The sequence below is a fragment of the Bradyrhizobium sp. genome (genome assembly GCF_016213215.1).
Taxonomy (GTDB): Bacteria; Pseudomonadota; Alphaproteobacteria; order Rhizobiales; family Xanthobacteraceae; genus Bradyrhizobium.
The window spans coordinates 1-13,783 of record NZ_JACRAW010000143.1; the positions used below are offsets into that span (position 1 = coordinate 1).

The 13,783-nt window shown below is 62.2% G+C and carries 17 protein-coding genes and 1 pseudogene; 9 read left to right on the top strand and 9 right to left on the bottom strand.

The features are described 5' to 3' along the window. Nucleotides 1–686 precede the first annotated feature (686 nt). On the bottom strand, nt 687–1,301 hold the full coding sequence (locus HY852_RS23205) for a DUF2865 domain-containing protein (protein ID WP_291607277.1): 615 nt from the start codon (nt 1,299–1,301) through the stop codon (nt 687–689). A gap of 84 nt (nt 1,302–1,385) precedes the next feature. Beyond that, nucleotides 1,386–2,180: a L,D-transpeptidase gene (locus HY852_RS23210; RefSeq protein WP_291607232.1), complete on the bottom strand. Its 795-nt coding sequence runs from the start codon at nt 2,178–2,180 to the stop codon at nt 1,386–1,388. Nucleotides 2,181–2,419: 239 nt separating this feature from the next. On the opposite strand from HY852_RS23210, the gene HY852_RS23215 reads away from it, so the two are divergent. The 3 genes from HY852_RS23215 (at nt 2,420) to HY852_RS23225 (ending at nt 4,506) form a co-directional block, all read left to right on the top strand. Continuing rightward, a complete protein-coding gene (locus HY852_RS23215) occupies nt 2,420–3,529 on the top strand; it encodes an AI-2E family transporter (protein ID WP_291607233.1) in 1,110 nt (369 codons plus the stop codon). Between the two features lie 76 nt (nt 3,530–3,605). Beyond that, a complete protein-coding gene (locus HY852_RS23220; RefSeq protein WP_291607234.1) occupies nt 3,606–3,977 on the top strand; it encodes a YqjD family protein in 372 nt (123 codons plus the stop codon). Between the two features lie 76 nt (nt 3,978–4,053). After that, a complete protein-coding gene (locus HY852_RS23225) occupies nt 4,054–4,506 on the top strand; it encodes a hypothetical protein (protein ID WP_291607235.1) in 453 nt (150 codons plus the stop codon). Between the two features lie 24 nt (nt 4,507–4,530). On the opposite strand, the gene HY852_RS23230 is transcribed toward HY852_RS23225, so the two are convergent. Further along, nucleotides 4,531–4,941: a hypothetical protein gene (locus HY852_RS23230; protein WP_291607236.1), complete on the bottom strand. Its 411-nt coding sequence runs from the start codon at nt 4,939–4,941 to the stop codon at nt 4,531–4,533. Between the two features lie 295 nt (nt 4,942–5,236). Beyond that, nucleotides 5,237–5,422: a hypothetical protein gene (locus HY852_RS23235; protein ID WP_291607237.1), complete on the bottom strand. Its 186-nt coding sequence runs from the start codon at nt 5,420–5,422 to the stop codon at nt 5,237–5,239. Nucleotides 5,423–6,275: 853 nt separating this feature from the next. Between HY852_RS23235 and HY852_RS23240 the strand changes: the two are divergent. The 3 genes and pseudogenes from HY852_RS23240 to HY852_RS23250 all read left to right on the top strand — a co-directional run bounded on the left by HY852_RS23240 (nt 6,276) and on the right by HY852_RS23250 (nt 8,601). After that, a pseudogene (locus HY852_RS23240) lies at nt 6,276–7,284 on the top strand (zinc-dependent alcohol dehydrogenase). 7 nt (nt 7,285–7,291) lie between these two features. Then, nucleotides 7,292–8,017, top strand: a complete 726-nt coding sequence (locus HY852_RS23245) for a DUF72 domain-containing protein (protein WP_291607238.1) — start codon at nt 7,292–7,294, stop codon at nt 8,015–8,017. 404 nt (nt 8,018–8,421) lie between these two features. Then, nucleotides 8,422–8,601, top strand: a complete 180-nt coding sequence (locus HY852_RS23250; protein ID WP_291607239.1) for a CsbD family protein — start codon at nt 8,422–8,424, stop codon at nt 8,599–8,601. A 137-nt stretch (nt 8,602–8,738) separates the two neighbouring features. Here the strand turns inward: HY852_RS23250 and HY852_RS23255 are convergent, their stop codons facing one another. The 3 genes from HY852_RS23255 to HY852_RS23265 form a co-directional block, all read right to left on the bottom strand. Beyond that, nucleotides 8,739–8,942 (bottom strand): hypothetical protein, encoded by a 204-nt coding sequence (locus tag HY852_RS23255; RefSeq protein WP_291607240.1) that lies wholly within the window; start codon nt 8,940–8,942, stop codon nt 8,739–8,741. 163 nt (nt 8,943–9,105) lie between these two features. Beyond that, nucleotides 9,106–9,309 carry a hypothetical protein gene (locus tag HY852_RS23260; RefSeq protein WP_291607241.1) on the bottom strand — a complete coding sequence of 68 codons (204 nt, stop codon included), beginning with the start codon at nt 9,307–9,309 and terminating at the stop codon, nt 9,106–9,108. Nucleotides 9,310–9,409: 100 nt separating this feature from the next. After that, a complete protein-coding gene (locus tag HY852_RS23265; protein WP_291607242.1) occupies nt 9,410–9,613 on the bottom strand; it encodes a hypothetical protein in 204 nt (67 codons plus the stop codon). Here HY852_RS23265 and HY852_RS23270 point away from each other — a divergent pair. Beyond that, complete coding sequence (locus HY852_RS23270; protein WP_291607243.1) at nt 9,612–10,001, top strand: hypothetical protein; 390 nt, start codon at nt 9,612–9,614, stop codon at nt 9,999–10,001. The genes HY852_RS23265 and HY852_RS23270 overlap by 2 nt on opposite strands. A gap of 343 nt (nt 10,002–10,344) precedes the next feature. Then, nucleotides 10,345–11,121 (top strand): Crp/Fnr family transcriptional regulator, encoded by a 777-nt coding sequence (locus HY852_RS23275; protein WP_291607278.1) that lies wholly within the window; start codon nt 10,345–10,347, stop codon nt 11,119–11,121. On the opposite strand, the gene HY852_RS23280 is transcribed toward HY852_RS23275, so the two are convergent. Continuing rightward, complete coding sequence (locus HY852_RS23280) at nt 11,111–12,097, bottom strand: hypothetical protein (protein WP_291607244.1); 987 nt, start codon at nt 12,095–12,097, stop codon at nt 11,111–11,113. The two genes, HY852_RS23275 and HY852_RS23280, sit on opposite strands and share 11 nt — an antisense overlap. After that, on the bottom strand, nt 12,094–12,375 hold the full coding sequence (locus HY852_RS23285) for a hypothetical protein (RefSeq protein WP_291607245.1): 282 nt from the start codon (nt 12,373–12,375) through the stop codon (nt 12,094–12,096). Before HY852_RS23285 ends, HY852_RS23280 begins: the two co-directional genes overlap by 4 nt. Before the next feature lie 310 nt (nt 12,376–12,685). On the opposite strand from HY852_RS23285, the gene HY852_RS23290 reads away from it, so the two are divergent. Next, complete coding sequence (locus HY852_RS23290; protein WP_291607246.1) at nt 12,686–13,780, top strand: inositol-3-phosphate synthase; 1,095 nt, start codon at nt 12,686–12,688, stop codon at nt 13,778–13,780. Nucleotides 13,781–13,783 lie beyond the last annotated feature (3 nt).

The window sequence follows — 13,783 nt, forward strand, 5'->3', positions numbered from 1 at the left end:
GACGAACGGCGCTGAAAGCGTCTTCGCTTCGGCTTCGAGGGTGAGCACACGCCAGCCGTCGAACGCCGGGCGAGGATGTGCGCGGACGGCCAAATCGTGTGGTCCTGGCGCCCGAAGCTGGCGTCAAGCGGCGCGGAGGCGGTTCACCCCGACCGGGTGCGAGACGCTAAGAAATCCGCGCGGCGACGGTGGCAATAGAGCTCGTCTCACCGGGGAGATCACGACATAAGCCGTTAAAACCATTCGCGCAGGGAAGGCCGGGATGCTCTCGGCTGCCCTGTGGTCCAACCCGTGTGCGTTTGCGCACGGACCACGGGTGCCAGCCGGCACCCGGCCTTCCCTGCGCCCTCTGTTCTGAAAGAGGGCGAAGAGACAACAAACCTCGGGCGCAAACGCGCCGCGAGAATGCGAAGTCGCACCTGCTGTTTGAAAGGTGAATCGGAAGAGCGCAGGTGGTGCCCTCAAGCGTCTTTGGGAGGAGCGGAGCGACGAAGCAATCCAGACTGCCGCAGCGGAAACATTCTGGATTGCTTCGCTGCGCTCGCAATGACGAATCTGTGGAGATGACAACTGGTTTGTCGCGAGCGCAACCTCTCTGCTCTTTGGCAACCTCTCTGCTCTTTGCAGGGCGCGGCGAATCCGGATTTAAGGGCTTGTCTCGCCAACCTTGTTTCTGCCAGGTCGGCCTACTCCTTGGCCACGACCGGCACGTGCCGGAAGCGAGCGCGCAACTTCTCCGGAACCGGGGAGAAATTCAGTGCGACGCCGTTTCTGCCGACGCGGCGATTGGCAACGACAAGCCCGCTCCGGTCCGCGACGATGTCGCCATTGCGTAGCGTCGGATCATCCTCGATCTTGACCGGCGCAAGGCCGACCTGGTCCTTGCCGTTGCAGGTGCAGTCCGCCACAAGCTCCTTGCGATAGCGAAACGCATTCGGCAATTCGGAATAGGGCTTGCCGCTCTCGGTAAAGGCATCATCGATCTCACCGCCATAGACCAGCTTCGTTTCCGAGGCCGGACAAAAGCTGTTGCATAGATTCGCGCGGCTCTCTTTGTCGGATCCCACGACCGGGAAGTAGCGCCCGTCACAGGTGCGCACGCACCAGGCCTGACCGCCGCTATAGCCCCTGCGCGCAGGCGGCGCCTCTTCGCGAAACGGCGGCAGGTCATCGAAGAACGGCGCCCGCAGCGGCGGGGGCGCCGGCGGTCTTCCGAACCCGCCGAATAGCGTCGAGAAGAAGTCCCGAGCCTGGGCATTGGAAGCCGACGGCAGGGCGGAAGCCGCGGTACCCAGCAACATCACGGCGCCGAGCGCCCGCATTCCCGCTGAAGTTCGCGGCATTATCACCTCTCTCAGACCCTTACGTCAGTCAGCACGGCGCGCTCAGTTCACGACTGATGTAGAGAGGCTCACTGCCTGACGACCGGAAGGCGCCGTTATCATGGTCGGCCGCTTCGCCAACGGCCGTCGGCCGGCGTCTCCTCCGCGTGCCATCAGCGGCGCATTCTTGGGCAGGACGACGACCTTGGTGCCGACATTGACGCGCTTGAAAAGGTCGATGACATCTTCATTGGTCATGCGGATGCATCCCGATGAGACGAATTTCCCGATCGTCGTCGGATCGTTGGTGCCGTGGATGCGGTACTCGCTCGATCCAAGATACAAGGCTCGCGCGCCGAGCGGATTGCCGGGACCTCCGGCGATGAAGCGCGGCAGATAAGGCTGGCGCGCGATCATCCGCGCCGGCGGATGCCAGTCCGGCCATTCCGCCTTGCGGCTGATGGCCTGTATGCCGGACCAGGTGAAACCTTCGCGACCGACGCCGACGCCGTAGCGGATGGCGCGGCCGTGGCCCAGCACGTAATAGAGTGTGGTGTGGCCGGTATCGATGATGACGGTGCCCGCGGGCTCGGCGGTCTCGAAATTGACGACCGCGCGCCGCAGCCGGTCCGGCAGGACGCTCTCATCCGACGGCCTGGGCGAACCCGTCGCATCATCATCAAGGAATACATCCCGTTCCTGCAGAAGAAATGCAGCCCGCGTCGGAGCATCACCGAACGTCTGCGCCTGCACCGTATTGGAGAGAACCATCGGCCCCGACAACAATGTGCCGGTAAGAGCGAACACGGCGGCCACGCGATGCGACCGCCAGTGAAGAACTCGAGATAACCGCGTCATGTGCTGCCCCATTGGATCTGTGCATCTGAGCGATGCAACGATCCATCAAACGTCGGGGCGGCGGCAGCGGTTCCGCGGCTTCCGCAGCGCAGTCGTCACAGTCAAGCGTATGCTCCCTCACGTTTCCGCGACGGAACCTTTTCCAACGGTGAAAGTTCGTTGCTGGATAGGTCGGCGCGCGGTGCGCTTGCCGTCACAGTCCAGTTTCGTTCGCGCACCGCGCGGGGGAGAACACCATCGTGCGCGTCCTTCCCAGTGAGCGTTTGTTGAACGGAGGCGAAAGCACACCGCTCCCGGAAAGCACGACCGAACTGCCGCCCATCATCCGGCGCACCGAAGCAGTCGCGTTCGCGCTGATCTCTCTGCTCCTGATCGCCGTCGTCGCCGTTCTCTATGTCGGGAAGGCTTTCTTCCTTCCGGTGGTGATGGCCTTCGTGGTCGGCACCATGCTGTCGCCGGCGGCGAACCTGCTGGAGCGGCTTCGCGTTCCAAGATCGCTGGCAGCCGCATTGATCGTGACCGCGGTGAGCACCGGGGTTGCGTTCACCGTCAGCTTGATCGCCTCGCCCATCTTCGATTGGAGCACCCGCCTCCCGGAGCTCGCCGCACGGCTGAAGGACAAGCTGCAGGTGTTCGACCGACCACTGGCATTGTGGAAGGAAATGCAGACAATGGTCGGCGGCCCGCAAGCGCTTCCGCCCTTCCACATGCCGACGTTCGACTGGGTTCAGCCGACGCTGGAGTTCCTGTCACCGACCTTCACCGAATTCCTGCTGTTCTTCGTCGCCTTGATCCTGTTTATCGCGAGCTGGCGTGATCTCCGGCGGGCATTGATCATGACGTTCGCAAACCACGACGCCCGCCTGCGAACCTTGAGGATCGTCAACGAGATCGAGCTTCACCTCGGCAATTACCTCCTCACCGTCACCGTCATCAATATCGGCGTCGGGATCGCGACAGGCGTCATCTGCGCCCTCGCCGGAATGCCGAACCCGGCCGGGCTCGGCGCACTGGCGGCGGCCCTGAATTTCATTCCGATCATCGGACCGATCGTCATGTTCGTGATCCTTGTCCTGGTCGGCATCCTCGCGTTTCCGAGCTTGGCCGCCGGCCTTGTCGCGCCGCTCGCTTTCAGCATTTTTGCATTCCTGGAGGGCCATTTCATCACGCCGACCATCATCGGTCGGCGGCTCGCCCTCAACGCGCTTGCAGTGCTCCTCGCGCTGGCATTCTGGAGCTGGCTGTGGGGTCCGATGGGCGCGTTCCTGTCCTCGCCGCTCCTGATCGTCGCGCTCATCCTGAAGGAGCATCTCATGCCGAACAATTCGCCGCAGCTTCCGCCGGACTGAGGGAGTTTCTGGACGGGAACTTCGACCGCAGCGGAACGTTTGTCCCTGTTACACCTGAACAGTTGGGGAGCTCCTGATGTCGATGACAAGCGGCGAGACCGAAACGCGAGACTGGACCGACAAGGCGACCAAGGAACGACTTGAGAAGGATGTAGCAACCGTGAAGAGCGACATTGCTGCCTTGACCGAGCAGATCAACGACGCACTCAACACCTTCGCCAAATCGGCGCGAAAGCAGGCGCAGCGCGGCTACACGCAGGCACGCGCGCAGGTGGATTCCGCCATGGGCGAAATGTCCGAGCGCGGCGGCGAGATGATGGACGCGGCGCAGGATGCCGCCTATTCCATCGAGGAACGGCTGGAAGAGTCGATGGCCCGGCGGCCGCTTGCGACCGTTGGCTTGGCGCTCGGCATCGGCTTTCTCATCGGTATTGCCTGGCGCCGCTGACCATCTCGCGCCGTCCGCCTTGGGCCGATGATGGAGCGCGCCTCCTGCCTGCCCGCTACGCCTCAGCGAGGGTTCGATGTTTCAGCGCATCATTGACGGCCTGAGCAGGACGACCGGCTCCGCCATGCGGCTGACCTCGCTGGCCCTGGCGACCGGCATCGCTCTGTTCGTGACCATCGCCTTCCTCTGCGCCGCCGCGTTCGTGTTCGTGCTCCAGCGGTATGGCCTGGTGGCCGCGTGCCTCACCGGGGCCGCGGTGTTCTTCATCGTGACGCTGATTGGCGCCGGCTTCTACATGGCGCACAGGACACGCCTGGAAAGAGAGGCGGCGCAGGCGGCTGAGGCGGCGAAGTCGGCAACGCAGTCTTTCCTCACCGATCCCATGGTGCGTGCCGCGGGGCTCCAGGCTGTCCGCGCTATCGGCATCAAGCGGCTGATCCCGCTCCTGGCCGTCGGCGGGCTGGCGCTTGGCTTGATGGCAAGCCGCGCCGGCACGTCACGGGACGTCTCGAGCGAACCGGCGGAATAGGCATTGGGAGAATGAACCTCAGGATCAGGTCACGCAACGGCCCGGCTGCAGCAGCTTGGCAACTTCGGTGAGAACGCTCACGACCGGCTCGCAGGCGATCGTCGGCGGTCGCTTCTGCATGCTCGACGGAAGCGGCGGGGGCGGCGGCTTGATCTCGCGTTTCATCTCGCGTGTCGCCTGGCTCAGGGGAACGCGGACCAGCACCGAAATCTCGGCAAGATCCTGATGCCGAAGCGAAACGGTCCGAGTCGAGGCCGCATCCCGCCTCGGCTCGGCGATGCGGTCGGCCTTCGCCGCGCGGTTGACGGTGACCGCCAGATGATCCTGCACGATCAGCGGTCCTCCGCCAAGATCGCGACCGGAAGCGAACTGCACTGCGCCGAGTATCAGCGAAACGGCGGCGGCGCTCAAAAAAGCACTGCAAATCTGTGACATGGCCGCTGGTCCCTCGCCCCGTAGCGATTTGTGGAACAACGCGACCGTAACCAGCAGGGTTCGTGGATCGTCTGATCACTTAACCGTGTGCGAAAAATTTCAAGGGAAGTGCGGAACGACTCTCGTGCTCGGGAGTCATTCCGGCAGCCGGTTATTCCCCCCTGCCCCATAGACCGGCGATGTAGGGCGCGGCTGTGGTGATGCCAGCTGCGTCCTACTTTTTTTGAGATTGCCGCCCCCCAACGATCCAACGATGTTGCGCCTAGCGCCGAAGAACGGCGAGTGCCGGCGGTGGTCAGGTTTTCGCATCGGCACCGCGAGCAGTGATCGCGCGTTCGACTTCGGACGCCAGGGCAGAGAGGTGTTCGGCGAGTCGCGCGAACAACTCCCTCTTGGCCGAATCTGTCGCGAGATCCCGGATCAGCGCGCATTCCGCAGCATCCGCGCGGAGCTTTTCCAGATGAGTTTGCATGTCCTTCATTGAAAGGCCCTCTACGATTGCCAGTTACACAATCGACCCCGGGAGGGATCACACCGGGGCCCAATGCGTGCCGGACCGGAAGCAGCGCAATGGCCGGCTGCCGCAGGTTGAATTGTCTCGGCGCCAGCGTCCGCAACATTTGTTAGCTGTGGCCTGGTGCGGTTCAGATGCTGAGCCTGACGAAGACTTTAGGAACGTCTGCTCACGCGTTCGATTGACAGGCCTTGGAAAGCCAAGGAGCATGATAATGCGGAAGACGATCTTCTCAATTGTTACGGCGATCCTGCTTGCAGGCGCCTCGATCGGCTCAGCCTTCGCCCAAGGTGGTGGAGCTGGTGGTGGTGGAGCTGGTGGTGCCGGTGCGGGAGCTGGCAGCGCGGGTGCCGGAGGTGGCAGCGCGGGGGCAGGACCTGGAGGTGACGGGGGTGCCGCAGGCGCAGGTAGCGGATCGGCCGGTGCGGCAGCGGGCGGCACATCCGGTGCTGGCACATCGGGCACGGGCACCGGCGCATCCGGCAGCGGCGCGGCCGGAGCCTCGGGCAGCGGCGGCCCCGAGCACTACAATCGTGGAGGCCAGGGAGCATCGAGTGTCCCGGGCGCAAGAAACACGGTCACGCCCCCGTCCGACGGCTCCATCCGCGGGCGGTGACAGATGCGCGATCATCGAGAGTGAGTCAGGCGGCCCGACTAGCCCACAGGTCGGGCCGCTTTCATATACCCGCTAGGCGCCTGGCACCTAGCCCGGGCACAGGGTTCAGCATCGATGCGATGCCATCAGTCCTCACAACCCCGCGAATTGGAACGACTCGTTGTCTCACCATTTGTGCTTGCGACATTGACGGGGAGACGTCTGATGAAGGCGCTGGCTTGGCATGGCAAGGGCGATATCCGCTGCGACACGGTTCCTGATCCGAAGATCGAGGACGGACGGGACGCGATCATCAAAGTGACGGCGTGCGCGATCTGCGGCTCGGACCTGCACATGTATGACGGCCTCATTCCCTCGATGGAGCCGGGTGACGTCGTCGGCCATGAAACAATGGGCGAGGTCGTCGAGATCGGTCGAGACAACAAGAAGCTTAAGATCGGAGACCGTGTCGTCGTGCCGTTCACGATTTCCTGCGGCGAATGCTTCTTCTGCAAGCGGGGCTTCTACTCGGGATGCGAGCGCAGCAATCCAAACAGAAAGGGCGCGGAGGAACTGTGGGGCCACTCCCCGGCGGGACTGTTCGGCTACTCTCATTTGCTCGGCGGTTTTCCCGGAGGCCAGGCCGAATATATGCGCGTGCCATTTGCGGATGTCGGTCCGACCAAGGTGCCGGACGGCCTGAGCGACGAGCAGGTCCTCTTCCTCTCCGACATCTTTCCCACTGGCTACATGGCGGCGGACTTCTGCGGCCTGAAAGACGGCGAAACCGTTGCGATCTGGGGCTGCGGGCCGGTCGGGCAAATGGCTATCAAGAGCGCGTTCCTGCTTGGAGCCGGTCGCGTAATCGTCCGGCTTCGATGCGGTGGTCGACCGGGTGAAGGTCGCAACGTATCTGGGAACGGACCGGCCGCACGTGCTGCGGCAGGCTATCCATTGCTGCCGCAATTTCGGGGTGGTTTCGATCGTCGGCGTGTACGGCGGACTCCTCGACAAGATCCCGATGGGTTCGGCGATCAACCGCGGACTGACCTTCCGGATGGCGCAAACTCCCGTGCAACACTACCTCCCGAAATTGATGGCCCGCATCGAGACGGGCGAGATCGACCCTTCCTTCGTGATCACCCATCGAGCCCGCCTGGAAGACGGGCCCGAACTCTACAGGAAATTCCGTGACAAGGAGGACGGCTGCATCAAGGTGGTCATGAAGCCGTGACGGAGAAATGGCGCGCGTTCTGATCGGCACCTCGGGGTGGCACTACGACTCCTGGCGCGGACCATTCTTTCCAAAGGGTCTGCGGCTCGCCCACCAGCTTCAGTATTACGCCAGCCAGTTTGATACGACGGAGCTCAACGGAGTATTCTATCGAACGCCGACACCTGAGGCCGTCAGGAGTTGGCGGAAGCAGACCGGGGACGACTTCATCTTCGCCTGGAAAGCCTCGAAATTCATCACGCATTGGAAGCGACTGTCCGACCGCTCCGTCAACAGTCTCGAATTGCTGGAGCAGCGGCTCTCGCTACTGGGCGACAAGGCCGGGCCGATTCTCTTTCAATTGCCCCCGCAGTTTGAAGCGAATGAAGATCGGCTCGCCTCCTTCTTCAAGCTGCTCTCGAAACGGCGGCGCTACAGTTTCGAGTTTCGCCATCCGAGCTGGTATCAGCCGCGTATCTTCCGGATGCTGTCGGAGGAAAACATCTCGCTGTGCCTATCCGATCACCACGACGCGCCGGCGCCGTGGAGGCGCACCGCGGACTTCGTCTATGTGCGGGGGCACGGGCCGGGCGGTCGCTATCGTGGCCATTATCGACCGGTGATGCTGAAAGAATGGGCGCGACGCATCAAATCCTGGAAGCGGCAGGGCTGCGACGTCCACGTCTATTTCGACAACGACCAGAAGAGTGCGGCGCCGGCTGATGCGCAAAAGCTGAAGCAGCTGATGCAGTGAGGCGGCTTACATGCCACACAGGCCGCCGAGCGCCACGGCGAACTGGCCGCAAGACAGGAACTGTCTGTCGCCCCGAGAGTCTAGGGCTTCCGGTGCGACTATCGGTGTGATGCCGGGAGTTTCCGCGCGGAGCACGGCTCCGGCGCCTTGCCCCCTCGGGTACCGGAGCCGTGCTGTTCGAGTCGGCGCGATGCTCTGCAATGGCGGAATAGCGCCACGCTACTTACCTCGAAACACTCGCGGGCAAGCACATGAAACGTTACCGTCTTCCAACGGTTGACCCAGGCAGAGGCATCGAAGCTGATCGATGCGCTGAGGGAAAACGCCGGCGTCAACGACGCAAGGCGAGAGGACCTGGCACTCCGACCCGAATGCAGGCCGCGACCGCAGTCGAAAGGCAAGCCATGAGCAAGGCGAAAGGCGTGGAGAAGAAAATCGTCGGCACCGCCAAGCAGGTTGTCGGCGAGATCGTCGGCGACCAAACTCTGCAGGAAGAAGGAAGGGCGCAAGAGCAGCGCGGCTGCAAGGAGCGGGAAGAACCCAGTGAGCTCAATCCTTTCCGAAAACTCGGACGGCTAACCTGAGCCGATGGCCGCTTCAGAACGGCAGCAGGTATCTCGCTGGATTACCTGCAATTTGCATCAACCGCGCTGCCGCAGCGAGCGGTCGACTGCGTCAGAGAGATTGGCGATATGATTTTCACTGTCGGCGACCGACGCATCTATTTCGGGGACTGAAGACCGGGAGACATCAGCCACTCATTGATGTGGGCCGCGGTCTCGCTCTGCCGTGCCTTCTTCAACAGCGCATCCCGCTCACGGCCGTGCGGCAATTTTCCGGCTGCTTCGCGCGCCTCGTTCGCCGCTCGCTGCAGCCGCTCGTCGAAGGATAGAGCATGTCGCGTGCGATTTCGCCTGATCGTCATCGGAAGCCTCCTTGCTGAGACCCCAGCGTGCCTCGGTGCTACCGCACTGTCGCTAACTAAAGTTTATCCGAGGACCGATCTTCGAAAAGAGCTCTTGGAACAAGCCGCCCATCACGGAATGGCCTCACTTGCTGCTGCGCAGCACGTTCACATCGGGCCCGGGCTAACTTCCGAGTGCAGATTCGCCCGGCTCGCGGCCGGGCACGCTCAGATGCACCTCATGCCCTTCACGGATCGCAAGCGAAGCGGCGGCAGCTGCGGACTCGAAGGCCGACTCCTTGGTTGCATACTCGCCTTTGATATCGCCGTCATGCAGCACGCCCCATTGATCCCGGATCGGCACGATCGCGTATTGAGCCAGTCCCATTTTCGATGCCTCCTCGTTGCGCGTATCCTGCAACGCAAGAACCGACGGCCGTGTTCCGCTCGAAACGTGACCTGCACCTGCCCGGTGCCGTCCGAAAATCCTACTCCCGTGAGAAGACCTGCTGCAGGAAGCAAAGCCCGTCGTAGGTGAGCCGGGTCTCGCGCGTCTCGCCCCTGGCGACCTCCTCCTCCAGGAAAGTCTCCAGCTCCGGCAATGTTCGGTTGAACTTGTCGCCCGCACCGATCATCTCGCAGGTCTTCTTGATGCGCTTGATCGGCTTGTCGAGAACGTCGATCGTCACCATGCCGGACAATTCGAGCCCGTCCGATCCGTTCCGCCTCGAGATTTTTTGGAACGATATCGGGGCAGTCGCGTTGGTCAGCCGAGTTGATGGCTTGGACGAAGAAATTCGATACAGGCTAATCGCTCGAAGCCCCGTCGGCTATTTAGATAGCTGGCGGGGTTTTTCTCTCGGGAGCCGCCCTGTGCCGTACGCGCTGTTCGAAGGAAATGAGCGGCTCACCCGTAGCTTTCCGACCCAGCAGGAAGCCTGGGATGCGGCCGCCCGAGCCGGCCTTGTTGTTGCAGGACCCGATGGCGTCAACGTCCTCGACGACAACTATGAGATCAAGCCCTGCGAAGAAACCACCAATGAAGTCACCGACCCCGGTTCCGACTTCATCCTCTCTTGACGTTGAGCCGTTGCGGTATCGAGCTCACTCCATTGCGAGGTTCCTTGGCCGGAACCGATCGTGATGCTGACCAGTCGTGTATGTGGCGATCACGCACAAGGCATCGAGCTGCAGCCGTCTCGATCGCCACGCAAACGTGCTGAAACGGGAGCAGCGGCTTCTTAGCCGCCAACCGCCTGCGCGCACGTGTTCCAGCGCCAATTTGGCGGAACGTCGCCGGCGACGGGAATGTTCCTGCGCCGCAGGCCACCCCCAAAACCGCCGTCCTTAACAAAGGTTAAGGACGCAAGCGCCTCGGCGGATAGCATTGTCTCGGCAGGAATCGCGCTGAACGGGTTTGACGATGCGAAGTGGTTTTGCATTCACGAAGTTCGCTGACCGGCTCGCGAGTATCGTAGAATTATCTCCAGAAGATCTCGACCTGCTTGCGAAGATGCCGGCTACCATCGGCCATTTCGCTTCGCACGACACGATCGCGCGAAGGGGTGAGCGCCCGACCTCGTGCTGTCTCCTGCTGCAGGGCTATCTCTGCTGGATGGTCGAGAGTGAAAGCGGGCAGCAGATCACGTCCATCCATGTTCCCGGGGATATGCCCGACTTGCAGAACCTGCCTGCTCCGCAGCTTCAATACGATCTCGTCGCGCTCGGGCCGGTCGTGGTGGCATTCGTACCGCACGCTTTCTTTCGGGAGTTGAATGCCTCGTCGCCGCGGCTGTCCCGCGCGCTGTCTCTGTTGGCGCTCGCGGATGTCTCGTGCCTGAGGAACTGGATCTTCAACCTCGGGACGCGGGATGCCCTGGCTCGTGTGGCGCATCTTCTTTGTGAACTCACCGTGCGCCTGCGTGTCGTCGGGCTTGCAAAGGACTTCACGTTCGCGTCGCCCTTCACGCAGTCCGATTTGGCTGCTGCCTGCGCCATTTCGGCCGTCCATGCCAACCGCACCATTCAGGAACTGCGGCGCAGGAGCCTGGTACAATGGCATTCGAAAACGATCGCCGTTGCCGATTGGGCAGGCCTGGTTCAGCTCGCCAGATTTCGGCCCGACTATCTTGGCTTACGGGACCCATCAATGCTGGATGGACCGCAAACCGGCCAGTTTGCTGCACAACTCAGCGCCTGATTGCGCGAGACGCCTCAGACCGATGCAGCCGTTCGCGGAGAGCCGAGCCAATCGCGCGCACGACCGGCGTCCAATCTCCCGCCGTCCGCTGGCGGAACAATCGCGCGCTAGCATACCACATGCTCCGATCGCCCACGGCGGGCCACCGCCAATCGCAATCCGAATGTAGCATAATCCACGTCTCGATCCCCAAGGATCCCGCGAGATGTGCAACCATCGTGTCCACCGAAAGTACCAGATCCAGCCCTTGCATCCGTCGAGCCAAGCTCATGATATCGGGCGTGCTGATGTCGATCGCGCCGATTTTCGATGCCGCAGCCGAACCTGCACCGCGCTGCAAGGAGTAAAGCTGAGCACCTTCAACAAGCAGGTTTCGGAACAACGTCGGGGGTATGGACCGCCGCCTGTCCCAGTCTCCCACCTCCCAGACCATGCCAAGCGCGAGCCGGCCAGGGGTCGATAACACCGGCGCCGCATCGCAGGTTGCTGGAACATCGAGGAAGGGGTTCTTCAATTCAACCTCACGCAGACCGGCGCGGATCGCGTGAGGAACTTCCATGATCTCGATATCGACATCGAAATCGACCTCCGGCGCTCCGTCGTGCAGCGGAATTGCCCGATCGACGCCCTCGACCCGGTTCACGAGGGATAACAGCTCTGGCTGGCACCAGACCGTCACCACCCGCGCAATCTTGCGCAGCGGGGTCATAAAGCGGATGAACTGAATGGTGTCGCCGAGGCCGTGATAGCAGCGAACGAGAACGCGCTGGTCGCGGATCTCCTCACCTCGCCATATTCGCTGCAGATGTCGCGGGCCTTCGTGCTTGGGTGGGTTCGACATGCGCAGACGCGCAAGATCGGCATCCGCTATCTTCCACGCCCGCTCGAAATCACCAGCCCGGATGGCCGCGATCCAGCCACTGCCGTCTACGTCCGCTACGGGATCGGACCCTGGCGCGACGGCTTCTACCGTCAAGTGCCCGACCGGCGCACGAACTTGTGGAACCGGCTGACCTTGCCGTCCTTGGTACGATCCTGGTACAGGAACGCGAGATCAGACTCGTCGAACTTCCGGAAGAACTCGTCCCATTCGATGCGATCGAGGGCGTCATCTTTCGGATCGAAGTCGATGCGTAAGATTCCGGCGTGCCCTTCCTTGTCTTCGGTGGCCTTCACGGTCGCCGGCCTGCCCTTCCGCTCCTCGGCCCACTTGCGAATGACCTTATGGTCGGTCGTCGTTTGGCTATCGCTCATCGATGGTTCCCATTTCGGCTTTGAGGTTCATCCAGCCAGCGCCGGAATGATCGGATCAAACGCGCCAGCGCTACGAATTGTTCTTGGGGGCTTTCGCCGAACCGCCTTTATCTTCTTGTTCTTCTTCCACATCATGGTTCGTTCCTGCGACCTGAAGCCCACTCCTTATCCTGCGTTAAGCATTCTTCGTTTTCTCCCGCGGAAACCAGCTTCGCTCCTTGGACGACACCTCTGCAACAGGAACGAACGCATCCCGTCCACGTTCGCGAACGTACTTACGTTCGGACTCATCACTGGAGGGCGGCGATCGATGCATTCACGTCTTCAGGACAGACGCCGCGTTCGTGTCGGCATCGTCGGAGTTGGAAACTGCGCAAGCTCCTTTGTCCAGGGGCTGACCTACTATCGAGACGCCAAGTCCAACGAGCCGGTGCCCGGCCTGATGAACGCCGATGTCGGCGGCTATCATATCGGCGACATCGAGATTTCCTCCGCCTTCGACGTCAATGCCAACAAGGTGGGACAGGACGTCGCCGACGCGATCTACGCCGCGCCGAACAACACGCATCGGTTCGCGGAAGTTGCCGCGACCGGCGTCATCGTAAAGCGCGGGCCGGTGCTCGACGGGATAGGACGCTATCTCGAGGACGACATCCCTATCGCTCCCGGCACCGAGGACGATGTAACCGACGCTTTGTTGGATTCTCGGACGGACGTTGTTGTTTCCTATCTGCCGGTCGGCTCGCAGAAGGCGACTGAATGGTATGCGGAACGCGCTCTCGAGGCGGGATGCGGCTTTGTCAACTGCATTCCCGTCTTTATTGCCTCGGATCCGGCGTGGCGTCGTCGCTTTGAGGAGGCCGGCCTGCCCGTCATCGGCGATGACATCAAGAGCCAGGTCGGCGCCACGATCCTTCATCGCATGCTCGCCAATCTCTTCCGCGAGCGCGGCGTTCGCCTCGACCGTACCTATCAGCTCAATTTCGGCGGCAACGCTGACTTCAAGAACATGCTGGAGCGCGACCGACTGAGCTCCAAAAAGATATCCAAGACGCAGGCCGTGACCAGCCAGTTCGACGTACCGCTGGGAGCGGACAGGATCCATGTCGGTCCGAGCGATCACGTTCCCTGGCTCGAGGACCGCAAGGTCGCCTACATCCGCCTGGAAGGCACCACCTTCGGCGGCGTGCCGCTTGCGGCCGAAGTGAAACTCGAAGTCTGGGACTCGCCCAATTCGGCTGGCGTGGTGATCGATGCCGTTCGCTGCGCCAAGCTCGCCATGGATCGCGGCATCGCCGGCGCATTGACCGGGCCTTCGAGCTATTTCATGAAGTCCCCGCCGCAGCAATTTACCGACGAGGAAGCGCGCCGCCGGACACGCGCGTTCATCGATGACAAGGCGTAGCGG